This window comes from Streptomyces sp. PA03-3a (assembly GCF_033792735.1).
GTDB lineage: Bacteria > Actinomycetota > Actinomycetes > Streptomycetales > Streptomycetaceae > Actinacidiphila.
The window spans coordinates 247,516-265,912 of sequence record NZ_JARAVM010000007.1 but is presented as its reverse complement, the minus strand read 5'-3'; the positions used below and the strand labels follow the sequence as shown (position 1 = coordinate 265,912).

The window sequence follows — 18,397 nt, the reverse complement described above, 5'->3', positions numbered from 1 at the left end:
CGGGGGGCCGCGCCGCGTACGCGCCGCGGTCCCCCGGCGCCGCACCGAATTCCTGGGGAACCCCTGATGCGTACCACCCTCAGGGCGGCAGTCTCGGCCGCCGCCGTCGCCGCCCTCGCCCTGACCCTCGCCGCCTGCGGCGGCTCGGACGGCGGAACGGACGCCTCCGGTGCCGGGCCCGTCGTCTCCGTCGACGCGACACCGAAGGCCGCCACCGTCCTCGACACGCCGTTCGAGAAGCCCGACATGATCCTCACGGACACACACGGCAGGACGTACGACTTCACCGAGCGGACCAAGGGCCGGCCGACCCTGCTCTTCTTCGGCTACACCCACTGCCCGGACGTCTGCCCGACGACGATGAGCGACATCGCCATCGCCAAGTCGAAGCTGCCCGCGGCCGAGCAGGACCGGCTCGTCGTCGTGTTCGTCACCACCGACCCCGAGCGCGACACCCCGAGGCGGCTCGGCAAGTGGCTGGGCGCGCAGGACACGTCCTTCGTCGGTCTCACCGGCGACTTCGCCACCATCCAGGCGGGCGCGCGCTCGCTCGGCGTGGACGTGGAGAAGCCGGTGAAGGAGAAGGACGGCAGCATCACCGTGACGCACGGCGCCCAGGTGATCGCGTACTCGCCGAAGGACGACAAGGCGCACGCGCTCTACATGTCGGGCACGACGTCCGAGGAGTTCGCCGCCGACCTGCCGAAGATCATCGCGGGACGGACCCCGTGACCCGTTCCCTGCGGCGGATCCCCGTGGCGGCGGCCCTGGTGCTGCTCGGCGCGACGGCCTGCTCCGGCCCGCCCGCCGGTCCCGAACTGAAGGTGAGCGGCGCCTACATCCCCCAGCCCGCGCTCGCGGACATGGCCGCCGGCTACTTCACCGTCGCCAACACCGGCGGCCGGGACGCCCGGCTGACCTCCGTCACCAGCGACCTGTCCGGCGACATCACCCTGCACAGCACCGAGGGCAACCGGATGCGCCGGGTGACGTCCTTCACCGTCCCCGCGGGCGGGCGGCTCACACTCGCGCTCGGCGGCAGCCACCTGATGCTGACGGACCTGGAGCACAAACCCGTGCCCGGCGAGCGGGTGTCGCTGCGGCTGCATTTCGACGACGCCGACACCATCGACGTACGGGTACCGGTCAAGCCCGCGGGCTACCGCCCGGGGGACTGAGGAGAGCGCCATGAGGGTGATGACGAAGTCCGCGCTGCGCCTGCTGGCCGTGCCGCTCGCCGTGCTCGGCCTGCTGTTCGGCACCGCGGCGCCGGCGTCCGCGCACGCCGCGCTGGTCGGCTCCGACCCGGCCCAGGGATCGGTCGTCAAGACCGCGCCGGCGCAGGTGCGGCTGACCTTCTCCGAGGGCGTGCTGCTGTCGAGGGACGCCATCCGCGTCCTCGGCCCGGACGGCGAGCGCGCGGAGACCGGCGACGCGAACGACGGCGGCCGGGGGAACACCACCGCGGCCGTCGCCCTGCGCCCGGGGCTCGGCAACGGCACGTACACCGTCGCGTGGAAGGCCGTCTCGGCCGACAGCCACCCGGTGGCGGGCGCCTTCACCTTCTCCATCGGCGCGCCCTCCAAGACCTCGGTCGCCCTGCCCGCGCAGGAGGTGGGCGGGGGCGCCGTCGGCGCCCTGTACGACATCGCCCGCTACGCCGCCTACCTCGGCTTCGCGCTGCTGGTCGGCGCCGCGTTCTTCATCGGCGTGTGCTGGCCGGACGGCGCGCGGACGCGGCCCATGCGGCGGCTGGTGGCCACCGGGTGGGCCACGATGGTCGCCGCGACGATACTGCTGCTGATGCTGCGCGCCCCCTACGCCAACGGGGGCACGCTCGGCGACGCCTTCGACCTCGGCGGCGTGCGGGACGTCCTGGACACCCGGCCCGGCGCGGCGCTGCTGTCCCGGCTGCTGCTGCTCGCGGCGGGCGCGGTGTTCATCGCGGTGCTCTTCGGCAGCTGGGCCAAGCGGGAGGACCCGGTCGAACGGCAGGACCTCGCCTGGGGCCTGGCCATCGGCGGCACGGTCGTGTCGGTCGGCCTGGCCGCGACGTGGGCGATGGCCGAGCACGCCTCGGTCGGCATCCAGGCGTCGGTGGCGATGCCCGTCGACATCGTGCACCTGCTGGCCGTGGCCGTCTGGCTCGGCGGCCTCACCGCGCTGCTGGCCGCCCTGTGGAGCGGGCAGCGGGTGGAGCGGGCCACGGTGCAGCGTTTCTCGAAGATCGCCTTCGGGGCGGTGGTGACCCTGGTCGTCACCGGCGTCTACCAGTCCTGGCGTCAGCTCGGCTCCTGGGACGCGCTGGTGTCCACCGGCTACGGGCAACTGCTGCTCGTCAAGGTCGGCCTGGTCATCGTGCTGGTGGAGCTGGCCTGGCTGTCCCGCCGCTGGACCGCGCGGCTCGGCGAGGCCGCGGTCCGCGGCAGGGCGGTCGCCGTCGCCCAGCCGGTGGCGGCGGGACGGAAGGGCGCGGGCGGCGGGGGCGGCGACGCGTCCGAGCGCGCCGGACAGCTGGCCCGGCAGGAGGCGGCGCTGGCCAAGGAGCGCGCCCGCAAGGAGCGCGACGGGGACGCCGAGCGCACCGGCCTGCGCAAGTCGGTGCTGGCGGAGGTGGCCGTCGCGGTCGTGGTGCTGGCCGTCACGACGCTGCTGACCGGCACCCAGCCGGGCAGGGCCGCCGAGGAGGGCGCCGCGCAGCAGGCCTCGGCACCGGTGGCCGAGGTGCCCGAGCCGCTGGACGTGAGGATCCCGTTCGACACCGGGGGCACCGACGGCAAGGGCGAGGCGGAGGTGACCATGGATCCCGGCGGCATCGCCGAGAACGAACTCCACCTGCTGGTCACCTCTCCCGACGGCCGGGCCTTCGACGTCCCCGAGGTGCAGATCTCCTTCACCCTGAAGTCCAAGAAGATCGGCCCCATCCCGGTGACGCTGGGGAAGGTCGACACCGGGCACTGGAGTGCCGCGAACGTCCAGATCCCGGTCCCCGGGGAGTGGACGATCGCCGTCACCGTCCGGACCTCGGACATCGACCAGGTCACCCGTACCAAGGTAGTGAAGATCGGCTCATGAACGACCGCACTCAGGACCTCTCGCGGCGCCGGCTGCTCGGCACCGCGGGCGCGGCGGGCGCCGCGGGACTGCTCGTGGGCGGCGCCTCCGGCGCCGTCACCGCGCACGCGACGCGGGACGAGGCCACCGCGCTGACCTCGGTCGGCGCCACGGCCGTCCCCTTCCACGGCACCCACCAGGCCGGCATCACCACCCCGCTGCAGGCCCGCGGCCACCTCGTCGCCTTCGACCTGGCCGCGGGGGTCGGCCGCAAGGGCGCCGCGGCCCTGCTGCGCCGCTGGTCCGCGGCGGCCGAGGCGATGACGGAGGGCAGGGCGCCCGCGGGCGACAACCAGGTCGCCCTGGACGCCGGGCCGTCCTCGCTCACCGTCACCTTCGGCTTCGGCCGCAGCTTCTTCACCAGGACCGAGCTGGCCGGACGGCTGCCGGAGGCCCTCGCCCCCCTGCCGGACTTCGCCTCCGACGCGCTCGACCGCCGGCGCAGCGACGGCGACCTGTGGATCCAGATCGGCGCGGACGACGCCCTGGTCGCCTTCCACGCGCTGCGTGTGCTGCAGAAGGAGGCCGCGGGCACGGCCTCCCTGCGCTGGCAGATGAACGGCTTCAACCGCACGCCCGGTACGACCGCCGAGCCCCGTACCGCCCGCAACCTGATGGGTCAGGTCGACGGCTCCAACAACCCCCGCCCCTCCGACCCCGACTTCGACGCGCGCGTCTTCGTCCCCGCCGGCGGTTCCCCCCGGTGGATGGCGGGCGGCTCCTACGTGGTCGTCCGGCGTATCCGCATGCTGCTGGACACGTGGGACAACCTTCCCCTGGAGCGCCAGGAGAAGGTGATCGGGCGCCGCAAGGCCGACGGCGCGCCGCTGTCCGGCGGCACCGAAGCGAGCAGGCCCGACCTCGACAAGATCGGCCCGGACGGCCGTGCCTTCGCGATCGCGGCCGACGCGCACGTCCGCGTCGCCGCCCCGGCCTCCAACGGCGGCGCGGCGATGCTGCGGCGGGGCTTCTCCTACCACGACGGCTACCGCGACGACGGCGCGCCCGACGCCGGGCTGCTCTTCGTGGCCTGGCAGGCCGACCCGCTGAAGGGATTCGTGCCGGTGCAGCGCAAACTCGACCGGGGCGACGGCCTGTCGCGCTTCCTGCGCCACGAGGCCAGCGGGCTCTTCGCGGTCCCGGGCGGCGCGGCACCGGGCGAATACGTCGGCCAGCGGCTGCTGGAGTCCTGAGGAAGGGCGCCGTCCCAGGGCCTAGGCTGACAGACATGTCGCCGGCGAGCCGTTACACCTATCTCGGCCCTGAGGGCACGTTCACCGAGGCCGCGCTCCGGACGCTTCCGGAGGCCGCCACCCGCGAGCTGGTGCCGATGGTCTCGGTGCAGGCGGCGCTCGACGCGGTGCGCTGCGGGGAGGCGGCGGCCGCCCTGGTGCCCATCGAGAACTCGATGGAGGGCGGCATCACCGCGACGCTGGACGAACTGGCGGCGGGCTCACCGCTGATGATCTACCGCGAGGTGCTGCTGCGCATCGCGTTCGCACTGCTGGTGCGACCGGGCACGGGGTTCGGCGACGTCAAGACGGTGACCGGTCACCCGGCCGCCCAGGTCCAGGTCCGCACGTGGCTGTCGGCGCACCTGCCGGACGCCGCCTGGGAGTCGGCGGCGTCGAACGCCGACGGCGCACGGCTGGTGGCGGAGGGCCGGTACGACGCGGCGTTCGCCGGTGAGTTCGCGGCGCCGACGTACGGGCTGGAGCCGCTGGCCACGGAGATCCACGACGCGGCGAACGCCGAGACCCGCTTCGTGCTGGTGGGCCGGCCGGCCCGGCCGGTCGCGCCGACCGGCGCGGACAAGACCTCGGCGGTGTTCTGGCTGGGCGACGACCACCCCGGCGCACTGCTGGAACTGCTGCAGGAGTACGCGGTGCGCGGGGTGAACCTGATCCGCATCGAGTCGCGGCCCACCGGTGAGGGGATCGGCCGGTACTGCTTCTCGGTGGACTGCGAGGGACACATCACCGAGCGCCGGGTGGGTGAGGCGCTGATGGGCCTGAAGCGGATCTGTCCGCAGGTGCGTTTCCTCGGCTCGTACCCGCGCGCGGACGAGGTGCCCCCGCAGCAGCGCAAGGGGACCACGGACGAGGAGTTCACGGCCGCGGCGGACTGGCTGGGCCGCGCCCTGGACGGGCGGGTCTGAGGCCGTTCGCGCACCGCTTCACGGGGCCTCCGGTGAACAACCGGTGGCTCCTTCGGTTGTCCACCGCGTTATCCACAGGCCCCTGCCGCAGGCTGGGGATAAGTCGACAGAACAAGTCGCCCAATGAACCGCCAGATCGACAAATCGGCACACTCATACCAAGTGGACCCACAGGACCACAGGTCATCATTCGTCATCCCAATGCATTCGAACAACTCGATAGAGGGAAGAGTTCTCACTCGAAAGTGAGTGTTAAGAGGGTTTGGACCGGGAATCCACGCCCCCGCACCCACCTCGCGGAATGATCAAGCCCATCTTCCACAGCCCATCCACACCCGCTGTGGACAAGCGACGGGGAGTCTCCTCCCCCTGTGGATAACCCTCCGCTCCGGACCTGCCCCAACTGCCCTTGTCCACAGGCCACATGCCCTCCCCGGAAGGACGCGAAGAATTCGGTTGACGGTAACCGACCCGCCATTACCGGCCGTCCGGCATTCCCCGCGGCCCTCTTTCGAAGCGGACATAATGCCTCATAAAGCACTTAAGTTGTCGCGTCGGCACCCGGCGCACCGGTAGCCTGTTCCCGTGATTGACCTTCGCCTGCTTCGTGAGGACCCCGACCGTGTGCGCGCCTCCCAGCGCGCCCGTGGAGAGGACGTCGCGCTCGTCGACGCCCTCCTCTCCGCCGACGAGCGGCGCAGGTCGTCCAGTACCCGCTTCGACGAGCTGCGCGCGGAGCAGAAGGCGATGGGCAAGCTCATCGGCAGGGCGCAGGGCGAGGAGAAGGCCGAGCTGCTCAAGAAGGCCGGCGAGCTCTCGGCCGCCGTCAAGGCCGCCGACGCCGAGCAGCACGAGGCGGCCGAGGAGGCGCAGCGCCTGCTGCTGCAGCTCGGCAACATCGTCCACCCGGACGTCCCCGTCGGCGGCGAGGAGGACTTCGTCGTCAAGGAGGTCGTCGGCAGCCCCCGCGACTTCGCCGGCGAGGGCTTCGAGCCCAGGGACCACATCGACCTCGGCGAACTGCTCGGCGCCATCGACGTCGACCGCGGCGCCAAGGTCTCCGGCTCGCGCTTCTACTACCTGACCGGCGTCGGCGCCCTGCTGGAGCTGGCCCTGGTCAACGCGGCCGTCGCGCAGGCCACCGCGGCCGGCTTCACCCCGATGCTGACCCCGACGCTGGTCAAGCCGGAGGCCATGGCCGGCACCGGCTACCTCGGCCAGGTCGAGGACGACGTGTACTACCTGGAGAAGGACGGCCTGTACCTGGTCGGCACCTCCGAGGTCCCGCTCGCCGCGTACCACATGGACGAGATCATCGAGGCGTCCAGGCTGCCGCTGCGCTACGCCGGTTTCTCGCCCTGCTACCGGCGCGAGGCGGGTTCGTACGGCAAGGACACCCGCGGCATCATCCGCGTCCACCAGTTCGACAAGGTGGAGATGTTCGTCTTCACCCGCCCCGAGGACGCCGAGGCCGAGCACGCGAGGCTGCTCGAGTGGGAGAAGCAGTGGCTGACCTCGCTCGAACTGCCCTACCGGGTGATCGAGCTGGCCTCGGGCGACCTGGGCTCCTCCGCGGCGCGCAAGTTCGACTGCGAGGCGTGGATCCCCACCCAGGGCAAGTACCGCGAGCTGACCTCCACCTCGAACACCACCGAGTTCCAGGCCCGCCGGCTGTCGGTGCGGCTGCGGGACGAGAAGGGCACCCGCCCGCTGGCCACGCTCAACGGCACGCTGTGCGCCATCCCGCGCACGATCGTCGCCATCCTGGAGAACCACCAGCAGGCCGACGGCTCGGTCCGCGTCCCCGAGGTGCTGCGCCCCTACCTGGGCGGCCGTGAGGTGCTGGAGCCGGTCGCCAAGTGACCTCCCCACTCCCCTACCGCCTGATCGCGACGGATCTCGACGGCACGCTGCTCGGCCCCGACCACACCGTCTCGGAGCGTTCCCGCAAGGCACTCGCCGCGGCCACCGCGGCGGGTGCCGCGCACATCGTCGTCACCGGGCGCCCGGTGGCCCGTACGGTGCGCGTCCTGGATGACCTCGGCTACGAGGGCCTGGCCGTCTGCATGCAGGGCGCGCAGGTCTACCACGCCGGCGAGCGCCGGCTGCTGACCTCGGTCACGCTGGACCGGCAGACCGCCCGGGCGGCGCTGGCCAAGATCGAGGCGGAGACCGGCCGGCTGGTCGTGGCGGCCGCGCTCGACGGCGTGGACGGCGACATCGTGCTCGGCCCCGGCTACCGGCTGTTCGACTCCGAGCTGCCGGTGGGCGGCACGGTGGACGACGTGGCGGGGCTGTGGGCCTCGCCCGTCAGCAAGCTCTACATCCAGTGCCCGGGGATGGGGGACGACGAGCTCGCGCAGGCCGCGACCGCGGCCGCCGGCGGCCTGGTCAGCGCCGTGATGTCCGGTACGGGCATCGTGGAGCTGCTGCCGCTGGGCCTGTCCAAGGCCCGGGGGCTCTCGCTGGCCGCGCGCCGGCTGGGCGTGACGGCCGCGGAGACCATCGCCTTCGGCGACATGCCCAACGACCTGCCGATGTTCGAGTGGGCCGGCCACGGCGTCGCGATGGGCAACGCCCACGCACTGCTCAAGGCGGCCGCCGACGAGGTCACGGCCTCCAACGGCGAGGACGGGATCGCCCTGGTCCTGGAGCGGCTCTTCCCCTGGGCGTGAGCCCGCGGCACGCGAGGCCGATCAGCAGGGCGATGACGTGCCCGAGGTCGGTGTAGGTGCGGCCCGGGGTCACCAGGGGATACGCGAGGAAGCCCGCGGCGGCGAGCAGGTAGGGCAGCCGCCAGGGCGGTCGCACACGGTGGGCGAGTACGCCGACGACCCCGGCGAGCCCGTAGCTGACCCCGATGTCGACGGTCCGGGCGAGCGAGGCCGGCAGCCGGCCGGCGTGGATGCCCAGCAGGACGGCCTGCTGGCTGAGGACGCTCGCCCCGGCATGGGCCAGGGCGGCGACACCGAGCCAGCGCCGGGTGCCCAGCCAGCGCTCGGCGGGTGCGTGGACGGCCTCGAAGCAGAGCGCGTACAGCCCGAAGGCCGCCGGCGACTCGGTCCACAGCGCGCTGCCGAGCAGCGCGCGGACCGGCCGGGAGCCCAGCTCCGCCAGGTTCGTGTTGTTCTGGTGCAGCAGGAAGGACCGCGGGTCCGGCGGGGCGGCCGCCATGACGCAGCTGGTCGCGGCGAGGACCAGCAGCCAGATGTGCGTCCCGGGGGTGGAGCGCACCCAGGCGCGCACGTCGGGGACGACGACCCGGGCCGCCGCGCCGCGCGGTGCGGAGCGGCGGCGCCCGGTGCCGGCGGGGCCGGCCGTCTCGTCCACTGCCATCCCCTCCATCGTGCGGCAGGGGAAAGGCGGCTTCAGCGGGTTCAGGCCGCCTTGATCGCGGAGATGTCGAAGGTCAGCTTGACCTTCTCGCTGATCAGGACGCCGCCACCCTCGAGGGCCGCGTTGTAGGTGAGGCCCCAGTCGGAGCGGTTGACGGTCGTGGAGCCCTCGAAGCCGACCCGGAGGTTGCCGTAGGGGTCGGTGGCCGAGCCGTTGTAGGTGAAGTCGATGGAGACCGGCTTGGTGGTGTCCTTGATCGTCAGGTCACCGTGCATGCGGTAGGTCTCGTCGTCGACCTGCTCGGCGGAGGAGCTCCGGAAGCGGATCTCCGGGTAGGTCGCGGCGTCGAAGAAGTCACCGGTGCGCAGGTGCTCGTCGCGCTGGGTCTGGTTGGTGTCGATGCTGACGACCTTGATCGTGACCTCGGCGGAGGAGTTGGCCGGCTTGCTGCCGTCCAGCTGCAGCTTGCCCTCGTACTCCGCGAACTGGCCGCGCACGGTGGTGACCATCGCGTGGCGCACGGAGAAGCCGACCTCGCTGTGGGTCGGGTCGATCGTGTACTCACCGGTCAGGTGCGCCAGGTCGGCGGACGGCGCGGTGGTGACGGCGGCGGTCGCGGTGGCTTCGCTCTTGCGGCTGAAGAGACCCATGATGAACTCCTTGGGGACGTGGTGGTTTACGATTCAACCTCCTTCACCGTAACGGCATTCCCTTGAATTTTCAAGGAGTCCTGTGACCTGGCCCACTTCCAGGGGAGGGGGACGAGGCGCCGCCGGCCCCGCACACGGGACCACAAGCGGCGGAGCCCGGCGGCGGAACGCGCGGCGACCGCGTCGACGCGGTGGGCCAGCTCCGGGCTGAACAGCGCGATGAGCAGGCCGAGGGCGGCCAGGAACACGCCCACGGCGAAGAGCAGCGGAGTCTCGGACATCACGCCGCAAATCTGACAATCCGATGTGTGGACGTCAGGGGAGCAGGGCCGCCCGGGCGGAAGAAGTCCACCCGGGCGGCTTACGGGACGACAGGCCTCAGGCCGGAACGATCACTCCTCGCCGGCCAGCGTCAGCGACCGCATCCGCTGCCCCGCGAAAGCGGTCGCGGCGAGGGTGACGCCGACGAGCAGCACCACCGCGAGCGGCAGCCCCACGTCGGAGGTCACCAGGCCCTCGCCGGCGATCTTCTGGGCCAGCGCCAGGGCCCACTGCTGCACGCTCAGCGTGCGTGCCCCCGGCACCAGGCTGCCGATCAGCGACTCCCAGATCAGCGCGTAGACCAGGCCGAAGACCACCGCCTGCCGGGTCACCACGCCCAGCAGCAGGAAGATCGCCGCGTACGTGACCGAGGCGACCGCCGCCGCCGCGGTGAACGCGAGCGCGATGCCCTGGCTGTTGCCGTTGAGGATGAACCCGGCGATCAGGGTCGGCACGGCCGAGAAGACCACCGACACCGCGATCGCGACCAGCAGCTTGGTGACGATGATCGTCGGCCGCCGCACCGGCTTGGCCAGCAGGTAGATGATCGAGCCGTCGTCGATCTCCGGCCCGATGGCGCCGGTGCCGGCGATCACGCCGACCAGCGGCACCATCGTCGCCAGCGCGAAACCGCCCAGCACCGAACTCGCGATGGAGTCGTCGGCGCCGACCAGCACCCGCACCGCCACGGAGATCAGGATCAGCAGCGCGGGCAGGGCGAACAGGACCAGGGCCCGGCGGCGGCCCAGCAGCCCCCGGTAGGTCAGCCTGGCCACGGTGGGATTGAACATCGGAGCTCCTTACAGCCGTGTGCCTACGCCGTGACCAGGTAGGAGAAGACGCTCTCCAGGGACTCGTCGGACGGCGAGACCGTGTAGAGCCGGATGCCCCGCTCCCGCGCGACGCGCGGCAGCAGCTCGGTGAAGCCGGCGAAGTCGATCGCCTGGATGCGCAGCGCCCGCTCCTTCCAGTCCAGCTCGATGGCGGCCGTGGACCCGTCGGCGATCAGCGCGGCGGCGAGCGCCCGGTCGTCGCTGGAGCGCACCAGGTAGCGGTGCGGCCGGTCCGTCATGAGCCGGCGGATCTTGCGGAAGTCGCCCGAGGCGGCGTGCCGGCCGGCGACGACCACCTCGATGTGGCTCGCCAGCTGCTCGACCTCCTCCAGGATGTGCGAGGAGAACAGCACCGTGCGGCCCTCGGCGCCCATCCGCCGCAGCAGGTCCATCAGGTGCAGCCGCTGCCGGGGGTCCATGCCGTTGAAGGGCTCGTCCAGCAGCAGCACCGACGGGTCGTGCACCAGCGCGGAGGCCATCTTGGCGCGCTGCCGCATGCCCTTGCTGTACGTGGCGACCGGACGGTCCTGGGCGAACTCCATCTCGACCGTGGCCAGGGCGCGCTGCGCCGCCGCCCCCGCGTCCGCCAGCCCGTGCAGCTCGGCGTTGGCGACCACGAACTCGCGCGCCGTCAGGAAGTCGTACATCGCCTCGCGCTCGGGGACGATGCCGATGTGCCGGTACACCTGCTCGTTGCGCCAGACCGTGGCGCCGTCGAGGGTGACCGTCCCGGCCGAGGGGGCGAGGAAGCCGCCCATCATGTTGATCAGGGTGGACTTGCCCGCGCCGTTGGGGCCGAGCAGGCCGGTGACGCCGGGACCGATCGTCATCGTCACGTCGTTGACGGCGACGACGTTGCCGAACCAGCGGGACACATGGTCGATGGACAGGGTGGTCACGACAGTACGGCCTTTCGGTAGCGGCGCATCAGCAGGCCGAAGGAGCCGGCGATCACGGCGAGGAGGACGAGGAGGTAGACCGTGCCGACGACCGCGTCCTTCGGACCCGCGCCCTCGGGGAAGCTGGAGGTCGCGCCCAGCCACCAGGTCTGCGCGCCGTCGATCAGCGTGATCGGCGAGAACAGGCCCAGCCAGCCGATCACGTCGGCGTTGCCGTTGATCGAGGCGACGCCCTGCACGCTGGTCACCGCGCCGTACGAGAGCGTGAACACCGCGATGACCGCGGCGACGCCGAAGCCCCGGCGCGGCGTCAGCGCCGCGATGACCAGGCCGATGCCCGAGAACAGCATCGACAGCAGCAGCGCGGCGAGCATCGCCTTGGCGAAGCCCGCGCTCTGGTCGCTCACGTCGAACTTGGCCAGCAGCGCCCCGATGTACATGACCAGCAGCGGCGTCCCGGTGAGGATGAACAGCGCCGTGGTCAGCGCCGCGAACTTCGACGCGACGTAGTCGACCGCCTCGATCGGACGGGAGAAGTACAGCGGGGTCGTCTTGAACCGCAGGTCCAGCGAGACGGACTGCGGGGCCTGGGCCGCCAAGTAGAGGCCGATGACCGCCTGCATGATGATCGCGTACTGGGTGTACTCGATCGGCAGCTTGGTCGCCTTGGTGCCGATCGCCACCGCGACCATGATCCCGGCCGGCACGCACATCACGGCCAGCAGGATCATCGGCAGCACCTTGGACTTCGCCGACCGGCCGAGCCCGTAGGCGCTGCGCAGGCTCTGCACGTACAGCGACTTGCGCGCGTAGCCACGGCCCAGCCGCGGGCCGTCGTAGTGCCGGTAGCCGATGTCGTGGATGACGTCGGCGGCGGGCGGCCTGCCCTCAAGCTGCGTCATGCTCGTCCCCTCCCCGGAAGATCTCGGCGATGCGGTGCCGGTGCTGCTCCATGCGCACCAGGCCCGTGCCGAGCTCCGCGACCGCGTCGCGGACCGCGTCGTACGTCTCGTCCCCGTCGATGTCGACCATGACCAGCCGGCCGTCCGCGTGCGCGTTGAGCCCGGCGGCGGTCAGCTTCTCGACCAGCTCGTCCTCGTGCTCGGTGACCTCGACGGTGAGCGAGGCGGTCGCCTGGGTGAAGTCGCTGGTCGAGGAGGAGCGCAGGAGGGAGCCGCCGTCGATGACGACGATGTGGTCGCTGGTGCGCTCCAGTTCACCGAGCAGGTGGGAGGTGACCAGCACGGAGATGCCGAACTCGGTGTGCACGCGGCGGATGAGTTCGAGCATGTCGTCGCGGCCGACGGGGTCCAGCCCGTTCGTCGGCTCGTCGAGCAGCACCAGCCGGGGATCGTGGACCAGTGCCTGGGCCAGCTTCACCCGCTGTTTCATGCCCGTGGAGTACCCGCCCATGGGGCGGTACCGCTCCTCGTACAGGCCGACGTGGCGGAGCGTGTCCGCGGTGCGCTCGCGCGCGGCGGACGGCGGCAGCCCCGAGATACGGGCCATGTGGACGACGAACTCCGTCGCCGACACGTCCGGGGGCAGGCAGTCGTGCTCCGGCATGTAGCCCACATGGGCGCGGATCGCCGCGCCCTCTGTCGCCACATCCATGCCCAGGACGGCGGCCCGGCCTTCCGTGGCCGGCGCCAACCCCAGGAGGATTTTGATCAGGGTCGACTTGCCGGCTCCGTTGGCACCGACCAACCCGGTCACGCCGGGTGCGATGTCGACGGTGAGCCGGTCCAGAGCGGTCACCCTCGGGTACCGCTTCGTCAGGCTTTCGGTAGCGATCACAGTCACGCCACGAACCTAGTGGCGCGCGCCACACCCCGTCGTCAGTCTGGGGGGCGGTTGTGCGTAGTCCTTCGGGTTGACTTCCCCGTAGGGGAGGCGGTGCGGTGCGTCCGTCTTGCCGGGATTCCTCCCGCGGGTCGCGCGGTTCAGCCGCGGCGGGGCGTCGTCCGGGAGCACGGTCGGCTCCACCGGTCCGCCCCGACGGGCCGGACCCCGCGATGGTGCCGCGTGGCGCTGCGTCGGGTCGTGGAGTGCGTGTACGGGTGCGCGTGCGGGTGCACGGGTGCGCGTGTGCCGCGCTCGCGCGGGGGGTGCGTGGGTGTGCGGTGCTCGGTCGTGGGGTGCGTCGGTGCGCGGTGCGGGCGGCGTGTACGTGTGCGGGTGCCCGCTTCGCCGTACGCGCGAACGGGGCGGTGACGACCGCCGTCGAGCACGGGCGGGCCGGCGACCGGACGGTCCGTGGCCCACGGGTGGGGCCAGGGCGGGCCGGTGGTGACCGTCACAGCCTCGGGGGTGCGGGGCGTCTCCGGCATCGTCGTCCTCGTGCTCTGGGTGGTGCTGGGGGTGGTGCTGGGGGTGGTGCCGGGGGTGGCGCTGGGCGTGGTGCCGGGGGTGGCGCCGGGGGTGGTGCTCACTGCCGTGCTCCGGCCCGGGGCCGTGAGTGCGCCCGTCGTCCGGGGCGTCCGGGCGGTTCCGCTGGAGCGGGCGCCGTGTCCGGCGCCGTGATGGTGCGTGGAATCCGGGGTCGTGGCGGCTTGACGGTCCGTCAACGGGGGCCGTGCGGCACGCCGTACCGGCTGGTCACGCGCGTCCGCGGCGGTCATGCGCAGAGCGCCCACTCGCGGCGCGGGGTACGGGCCGGGGCCTCGGTCATGTCGCTCAGCGCGGGGTCGAGGCCGGCGTCGCCGATCGGACGGGTGCGCACGCGGGCCACGGGCGAGGCGCCGTGGGCCTCGGCGCGGATGCGCTGCTTCATCGTCGGCGGCAGGGAGTGGGCGTCGGCGGCGGTGAGGCAGGGCGCCGGGACGAAGGGAACGGACGGCTCGGGCACGACGGGCTCGTTGCGGTACGGCGTGAGGGACGACGGACGCGGCGAGCGATGCGACGAGCTGCGGGACGCCTTGCGGGACGACGGGACCTCGGGTGTGCGTCCGCCGGGTTCGGCGCGAAGCCCTGGTTCGACACGCAGTCCCGGTTCGACACGCAGTCCCGGTTCGACACGCAGTCCCGGTTCGACACGCAGTCCCGGCCCGGACGCGGCGGCGCCCACGGCCACCGGTCGTGGTGCCGGTTCCGTTCGCGGAGCCGGTGCCCAGTGACGCACCGCCTCGGCGGTGGGCAGGAACCGGGTGCCGGGGAGGGCCTCCGGTCGCGGCGCGGCCGGAGCCGTGCTACGCGACACCGGGACGGCGAACCCGAAGTACGCGACCATCTTGAGCAGGAGCGTCACGAAGACGTCCCAGAACGTCCTGACATGGGTGTTGGCAGCCATGACCTCTCACTTCCTTCGGTGAGTCGGGAGCGACTAATCCGATGATGCGGAAGTGAGCACGAAATCCTCGGTGCCGCACCCCGGGGATGCCGATATTCCGATCAACACCACCCGGGTGGCCGAGCCGTGCCCCGGCCGGCCTCTTCGGCGACGACCTTTCGCCGGGGTGCTCCCCGAGTTGCGGCTCCCCACCACCGGGGGTATCGGCGCCGCAGGGAGCGACTAAGACCCGGCCGGCGGCGTCCGCGGGAGGTCCCAGGGTCCCCTGGCGTGCGGAGGCACCGGCCGGGCGGGCGCGGCTCGCCGACGGGTTTCCACCGGACGGCGGCTGCCGCCCCGATCGCCCCACCACTTCGGCCCGGGCGGCCGGAAGCCACCCCGTAGGGTGGGGAACATGCGCCTGAGCACTGTGATTCTGCCGATCTACCGCTGGCACGAGCAGGGGCGGAAGGTCTGGCGCCGGGCCGAGGAGCTCGGCTTCCACACCGCCTACACCTACGACCACCTGTCGTGGCGGAGCTTCCGGGACGGCCCGTGGTTCGGGGCGGTCCCGACGCTGACGGCGGCGGCCGCGGCGACGGAGCGGATCCGGCTGGGCACGCTCGTCACCTCACCGAACTTCCGGCACCCGGTGACGCTGGCCAAGGAGCTGATCACCCTCGACGACGTCAGCGGCGGGCGGCTGACACTCGGGATCGGCGCCGGCGGGGTGGGCTACGACGCGACCGCGCTGGGCCAGGTGGCGTGGACGCCGCGCGAACGGGCCGACCGCTTCGGGGAGTTCGTCGCCGTGCTGGACCGGTTGCTGACGGAGCCGGTGGTGAGTCAGGACGGCGAGTTCTACTCGGCGCACGAGGTGCGGAACATCCCCGGCTGCGCGCAGCGTCCGCGGGTGCCCTTCGCGGTGGCGGCGACGGGCCCGCGCGGACTGCGGCTGGCGGCCCGCTACGGCCAGGCCTGGGTGACCTACGGGGACCCGAAGGGCCCGGCGGACGTGCCGGTGGACAAGTGCCCCGAGGTCGTCTCGCGCCAGTACGACCGGCTGGAGATCGCCTGTGCCGAGATCGAGCGCGACCCGGGCGAGCTCGACCGCGTCCTGCTGACCGGGTCGACGGCCGAGCGCCCGCTGGAGTCGCTCGACGCCTTCGTCGACTTCGCGGGCCGCTACGCGGAAGCCGGCATCACGGAGATCGTGCTCCACTGGCCGGTGCCGGACTCCGTCTACGCGGCGGACGAGAAGGTCTTCGAGCGCATCGCGACCGAGGCGCCGGCCCAGCTCAGTTGAGCCGGCGGCGGGCGTTGCGCCGCCACTGGCCGAGCAGCACGGGCGACGCCGCGGGCGGCGGACCCGCGGGACAGACGTCGAAGTGGCTGATCCGGCAGGTGTCGGAGGGGACGGTGGCCCGCAGGTTGACCGCCGTGCCGTCACCCGCGACCCGCCAGCGCCGGCCGGCCGGGACGGCGCCCAGCGGCCACTCGCCGGGCTCGACCAGGATCCAGTGCCCGCCGGCGGTGCGGTGGCGGTACGCGGCGCAGGCGCACCGGCCGCAGGTCGTGGCGGTGCCGCCCGCCGGATCGGCGACGGGTATCCCGGCGCGAGCCGCCAGGCGGATGCCGTCCACGACCGTCGGCAAGGCGTCGGCCAGGAGCACCGGTTCCCGGTCGGGCTGCTCTTCACCACGCACAAGGGCCATGGCGTGATGGTGGCAGCCGGCACTGACAACGGCGACGGAGAGTGTGGCGGTCCTCGCACTCCGCACCCACCTGCTGTCATATGCATCCACATGGGGGACCATGGGTCGGTGACCTCAGCCACCCAGCATCCCCGGACCCCGGACGCCACCCTCGCGGCCCCCGCGCCGCGGCTGATCGCCACCGACCTGGACGGCACGCTCCTGCGCGACGACAAGACCGTTTCGGCCCGTACGATCGCCGCGCTGGCGGACGCGGAGGCCGCGGGCATCGAGGTCTTCTTCGTCACGGGGCGGCCCGCACGGTGGATGGACGTCGTCGCCGCGCACACCGCCGGCCACGGCATGGCGATATGCGCCAACGGCGCCGCCGTCTACGACCTGCACCGCGGCAGGCGGCTGCTGGCTGCCTACCCCCTCGACCCCCGGGACGCGCTCGCGGTCATCGCGGCCCTGCGCACCGCCGTCCCCGGCACGGCCTTCGCCGTCGAGCTGACCGGCGGCTTCGCGTACGAGCCGGACTACCCGCCGTACGCCCCCGCCCCCGACGCGGTCGTGGCCCCGGTACAGGATCTGCTCGACGGCGGGCGGCAGGGCCAGCCCGTGCTGAAGCTGCTGGCCAAGCACCCCTCCATCGACCCGGACGTCTTCCTGCGCACCGCGCGCGCGGTGGCCGGGGAGCACGCCGAGATCACCCGCTCCAGCGCGTCGGCGCTGCTGGAGATCAGCGGCGCCGGGGTCAGCAAGGCGACCACGCTCGCGCGCTGCTGCGCGGACCTCGGCATCTCCGCCGAGGAGGTGGTGGCCTTCGGGGACATGCCCAACGACCTCGCCATGCTGTCGTGGGCGGGCACCTCGTACGCCGTCGCCAACGCCCACCCCGACGTGCTGGCCGCCACGACGCACCGCACCGCGGCGAACGAGGAGGACGGCGTGGCCCGCGTCATCGAGCGGATCCTCGCCGCCCGCTGACCCCGGCGGGCCGGCTCACAGGGGCGCCTCCCAGGCGAGCACGGTGCCCTTGCCGTCAGGTCCCGGCCCGAAGGTGGACTCGCCGCCCAGCGACTCCGCGCGGCGGGCGAGGTTGCGCAGCCCGCTGCGCCGCCCGGTCTCTGGGATGCCGACGCCGTCGTCGGAGACGATGAGCCGCACACCCTCGCGGCCGTCGGAGAGCACGGCGGTGGCGTCGAGCACCACCTCGACCCAGGTGGCGCCGGCGTGCCGCTGCACGTTGGACAGCGCTTCGCGCAGCGCCGCCACGAGGTTGCGGGCGCTGAGCGCGCCGACCCGGTGGTCGACGGGTCCGACGAAGCGGACGGACGGCGGGAAGCCGAGGCCGCGGGCGGCGGAGCCGGTCTCGCGCAGCACCTGGGCGCGCAGTCCCGCGGGGGCGTCGTCCCGCGGCTCCTGCTGGAGCGCGAAGATCGCCGTCCGCACCTCCTGGATGGTGGCGTCCAGTTCCTCGACCGCGTGCGCGATGCCCTCCTCGGCGTCGGGCGGCAGCGCCTTGCGCCGCGCCGACTGGAGCATCAGGCCCGTCGCGAAGAGCCGCTGGATGACCAGGTCGTGCAGATCGCGGGCGATCCGGTCGCGCTCCTCGTACACGGCCAGCCGGTTGCGGTCCCGCTGGGCGCCGGCGAGCAGCAGGGCCAGCGCCGCCTGTGCCGCGAACTGGATGGCGACGAACCGCTCGTCCTCGGTGAAGCCCGGCACGCCGTGGGCCCTGGGCAGCGCGAGCGCCCCCATCACATGGCCGCTGCTCTGCAGCGGCAGCATCATGCAGGCCCCGAAGCGCGGGGCGATGGCCATGGTCATCCGGGCGTCGGTCGACGCGTCCTCCACGAACACCGGCTCGCCCGCCATCAGCGGCGCCACGGGCGGGCTGTCCGCCTCGAGCAGCGTGCCGACCAGGCCCGCGGGCTGTTCGGCCGAGACGGCGACCACTTCGAGACCGCCCTCGACGGTCGGCAGCAGAACCAGGCCCGCGTCGGCCCCCACGAGCGCGCGGGCCTGCTGGGCGACGACGTCGAGCGCGTCGTCGCCCGGTTGCTCGTCCGCCAGCAGCGCGCTGGTGACCGAGCCGACGGCGTCCAGCAGCCTGGCCAG

Annotated in this window: 19 protein-coding genes and 1 pseudogene; 10 read left to right on the top strand and 10 right to left on the bottom strand. The window is 72.8% G+C overall.

Annotated elements, in window-relative coordinates:
- The first annotated feature begins 66 nt into the window (after positions 1–66).
- From PV342_RS11560 to PV342_RS11530, 7 genes are all read left to right on the top strand, one after another.
- Positions 67–732 carry an SCO family protein gene (locus PV342_RS11560; RefSeq protein ID WP_500316857.1) on the top strand — a complete coding sequence of 222 codons (666 nt, stop codon included), beginning with the start codon at positions 67–69 and terminating at the stop codon, positions 730–732.
- Positions 729–1,178, top strand: coding sequence for a copper chaperone PCu(A)C (locus PV342_RS11555; protein ID WP_386989914.1), 450 nt, complete (start codon positions 729–731; stop codon positions 1,176–1,178). The genes PV342_RS11560 and PV342_RS11555 overlap by 4 nt, the downstream gene beginning before the upstream one ends.
- A 10-nt stretch (positions 1,179–1,188) precedes the next feature.
- Positions 1,189–3,075 carry a copper resistance CopC/CopD family protein gene (locus PV342_RS11550; protein ID WP_500316855.1) on the top strand — a complete coding sequence of 629 codons (1,887 nt, stop codon included), beginning with the start codon at positions 1,189–1,191 and terminating at the stop codon, positions 3,073–3,075.
- Positions 3,072–4,307, top strand: a complete 1,236-nt coding sequence (efeB, locus tag PV342_RS11545) for an iron uptake transporter deferrochelatase/peroxidase subunit (RefSeq protein WP_500316854.1) — start codon at positions 3,072–3,074, stop codon at positions 4,305–4,307. The genes PV342_RS11550 and efeB overlap by 4 nt, the downstream gene beginning before the upstream one ends.
- A 35-nt stretch (positions 4,308–4,342) precedes the next feature.
- Positions 4,343–5,272, top strand: a complete 930-nt coding sequence (gene pheA, locus PV342_RS11540; RefSeq protein ID WP_018558213.1) for a prephenate dehydratase — start codon at positions 4,343–4,345, stop codon at positions 5,270–5,272.
- Between the two features lie 585 nt (positions 5,273–5,857).
- Positions 5,858–7,135, top strand: coding sequence for a serine--tRNA ligase (gene serS / locus PV342_RS11535; protein ID WP_400799595.1), 1,278 nt, complete (start codon positions 5,858–5,860; stop codon positions 7,133–7,135).
- Complete coding sequence (locus PV342_RS11530) at positions 7,132–7,947, top strand: HAD family hydrolase (protein ID WP_500316851.1); 816 nt, start codon at positions 7,132–7,134, stop codon at positions 7,945–7,947. Before serS ends, PV342_RS11530 begins: the two co-directional genes overlap by 4 nt.
- Here the strand turns inward: PV342_RS11530 and PV342_RS11525 are convergent.
- The 7 genes from PV342_RS11525 to PV342_RS11495 form a co-directional block, all read right to left on the bottom strand.
- Positions 7,883–8,608 carry a rhomboid-like protein gene (locus PV342_RS11525; RefSeq protein WP_400799600.1) on the bottom strand — a complete coding sequence of 242 codons (726 nt, stop codon included), beginning with the start codon at positions 8,606–8,608 and terminating at the stop codon, positions 7,883–7,885. The two genes, PV342_RS11530 and PV342_RS11525, sit on opposite strands and share 65 nt — an antisense overlap.
- 41 nt (positions 8,609–8,649) lie before the next feature.
- The gene (locus tag PV342_RS11520) at positions 8,650–9,258 is read right to left on the bottom strand and encodes a YceI family protein (protein ID WP_018558209.1); all 609 of its coding nucleotides are present in this window, start codon (positions 9,256–9,258) and stop codon (positions 8,650–8,652) included.
- Between the two features lie 26 nt (positions 9,259–9,284).
- Positions 9,285–9,542 carry a hypothetical protein gene (locus PV342_RS11515; protein WP_400799604.1) on the bottom strand — a complete coding sequence of 86 codons (258 nt, stop codon included), beginning with the start codon at positions 9,540–9,542 and terminating at the stop codon, positions 9,285–9,287.
- Positions 9,543–9,650: 108 nt separating this feature from the next.
- A complete protein-coding gene (locus PV342_RS11510) occupies positions 9,651–10,370 on the bottom strand; it encodes an ABC transporter permease subunit (protein WP_018558207.1) in 720 nt (239 codons plus the stop codon).
- A 23-nt stretch (positions 10,371–10,393) separates the two neighbouring features.
- Positions 10,394–11,311: an ABC transporter ATP-binding protein gene (locus PV342_RS11505; protein WP_018558206.1), complete on the bottom strand. Its 918-nt coding sequence runs from the start codon at positions 11,309–11,311 to the stop codon at positions 10,394–10,396.
- Positions 11,308–12,213: an ABC transporter permease gene (locus PV342_RS11500; RefSeq protein ID WP_018558205.1), complete on the bottom strand. Its 906-nt coding sequence runs from the start codon at positions 12,211–12,213 to the stop codon at positions 11,308–11,310. The genes PV342_RS11505 and PV342_RS11500 overlap by 4 nt, the downstream gene beginning before the upstream one ends.
- Positions 12,200–13,114, bottom strand: a complete 915-nt coding sequence (locus tag PV342_RS11495; protein ID WP_026250815.1) for an ABC transporter ATP-binding protein — start codon at positions 13,112–13,114, stop codon at positions 12,200–12,202. Before PV342_RS11495 ends, PV342_RS11500 begins: the two co-directional genes overlap by 14 nt.
- Before the next feature lie 486 nt (positions 13,115–13,600).
- Here PV342_RS11495 and PV342_RS11490 point away from each other — a divergent pair, with 486 nt between their 5' ends.
- On the top strand, positions 13,601–13,834 hold the full coding sequence (locus tag PV342_RS11490) for a hypothetical protein (RefSeq protein ID WP_400799610.1): 234 nt from the start codon (positions 13,601–13,603) through the stop codon (positions 13,832–13,834).
- Positions 13,835–13,928: 94 nt separating this feature from the next.
- Here PV342_RS11490 and PV342_RS11485 read toward each other — a convergent pair whose 3' ends face one another.
- Positions 13,929–14,600, bottom strand: coding sequence for a DUF6344 domain-containing protein (locus tag PV342_RS11485; RefSeq protein WP_400799613.1), 672 nt, complete (start codon positions 14,598–14,600; stop codon positions 13,929–13,931).
- A 394-nt stretch (positions 14,601–14,994) separates the two neighbouring features.
- Here PV342_RS11485 and PV342_RS11480 point away from each other — a divergent pair, with 394 nt between their 5' ends.
- Positions 14,995–15,885: an LLM class flavin-dependent oxidoreductase gene (locus PV342_RS11480; RefSeq protein WP_386989933.1), complete on the top strand. Its 891-nt coding sequence runs from the start codon at positions 14,995–14,997 to the stop codon at positions 15,883–15,885.
- Here PV342_RS11480 and PV342_RS11475 read toward each other — a convergent pair.
- Entirely contained in the window at positions 15,878–16,294 is a 417-nt protein-coding gene (locus PV342_RS11475) for a DUF6083 domain-containing protein (protein ID WP_400799619.1), read from the bottom strand. The two genes, PV342_RS11480 and PV342_RS11475, sit on opposite strands and share 8 nt — an antisense overlap.
- A 108-nt stretch (positions 16,295–16,402) precedes the next feature.
- Between PV342_RS11475 and PV342_RS11470 the strand changes: the two genes are divergently transcribed.
- Positions 16,403–17,263: an HAD family hydrolase gene (locus PV342_RS11470; protein WP_361002517.1), complete on the top strand. Its 861-nt coding sequence runs from the start codon at positions 16,403–16,405 to the stop codon at positions 17,261–17,263.
- Positions 17,264–17,278: 15 nt separating this feature from the next.
- On the opposite strand, the pseudogene PV342_RS11465 reads toward PV342_RS11470, so the two are convergent.
- A pseudogene (locus PV342_RS11465) lies at positions 17,279–18,391 on the bottom strand (GAF domain-containing sensor histidine kinase); the annotation flags it as partial.
- Positions 18,392–18,397: the final 6 nt, after the last annotated feature.

What these genes read in the sequence shown, in the direction of transcription:
- PV342_RS11560 (WP_500316857.1), top strand. Translation starts at nt 67, where the DNA reads ATGCGTACCACCCTCAGGGCGGCAGTCTCGGCCGCCGCCGTCGCCGCC.
- PV342_RS11550 (WP_500316855.1), top strand. Translation starts at nt 1,189, where the DNA reads ATGAGGGTGATGACGAAGTCCGCGCTGCGCCTGCTGGCCGTGCCGCTC.
- efeB (WP_500316854.1), top strand. Translation starts at nt 3,072, where the DNA reads ATGAACGACCGCACTCAGGACCTCTCGCGGCGCCGGCTGCTCGGCACC.
- pheA (WP_018558213.1), top strand. Translation starts at nt 4,343, where the DNA reads ATGTCGCCGGCGAGCCGTTACACCTATCTCGGCCCTGAGGGCACGTTC.
- PV342_RS11525 (WP_400799600.1), bottom strand. Translation starts at nt 8,608, where the DNA reads ATGGCAGTGGACGAGACGGCCGGCCCCGCCGGCACCGGGCGCCGCCGC.
- PV342_RS11520 (WP_018558209.1), bottom strand. Translation starts at nt 9,258, where the DNA reads ATGGGTCTCTTCAGCCGCAAGAGCGAAGCCACCGCGACCGCCGCCGTC.
- PV342_RS11510 (WP_018558207.1), bottom strand. Translation starts at nt 10,370, where the DNA reads ATGTTCAATCCCACCGTGGCCAGGCTGACCTACCGGGGGCTGCTGGGC.
- PV342_RS11500 (WP_018558205.1), bottom strand. Translation starts at nt 12,213, where the DNA reads ATGACGCAGCTTGAGGGCAGGCCGCCCGCCGCCGACGTCATCCACGAC.
- PV342_RS11485 (WP_400799613.1), bottom strand. Translation starts at nt 14,600, where the DNA reads ATGGCTGCCAACACCCATGTCAGGACGTTCTGGGACGTCTTCGTGACG.
- PV342_RS11480 (WP_386989933.1), top strand. Translation starts at nt 14,995, where the DNA reads ATGCGCCTGAGCACTGTGATTCTGCCGATCTACCGCTGGCACGAGCAG.
- PV342_RS11475 (WP_400799619.1), bottom strand. Translation starts at nt 16,294, where the DNA reads ATGGCCCTTGTGCGTGGTGAAGAGCAGCCCGACCGGGAACCGGTGCTC.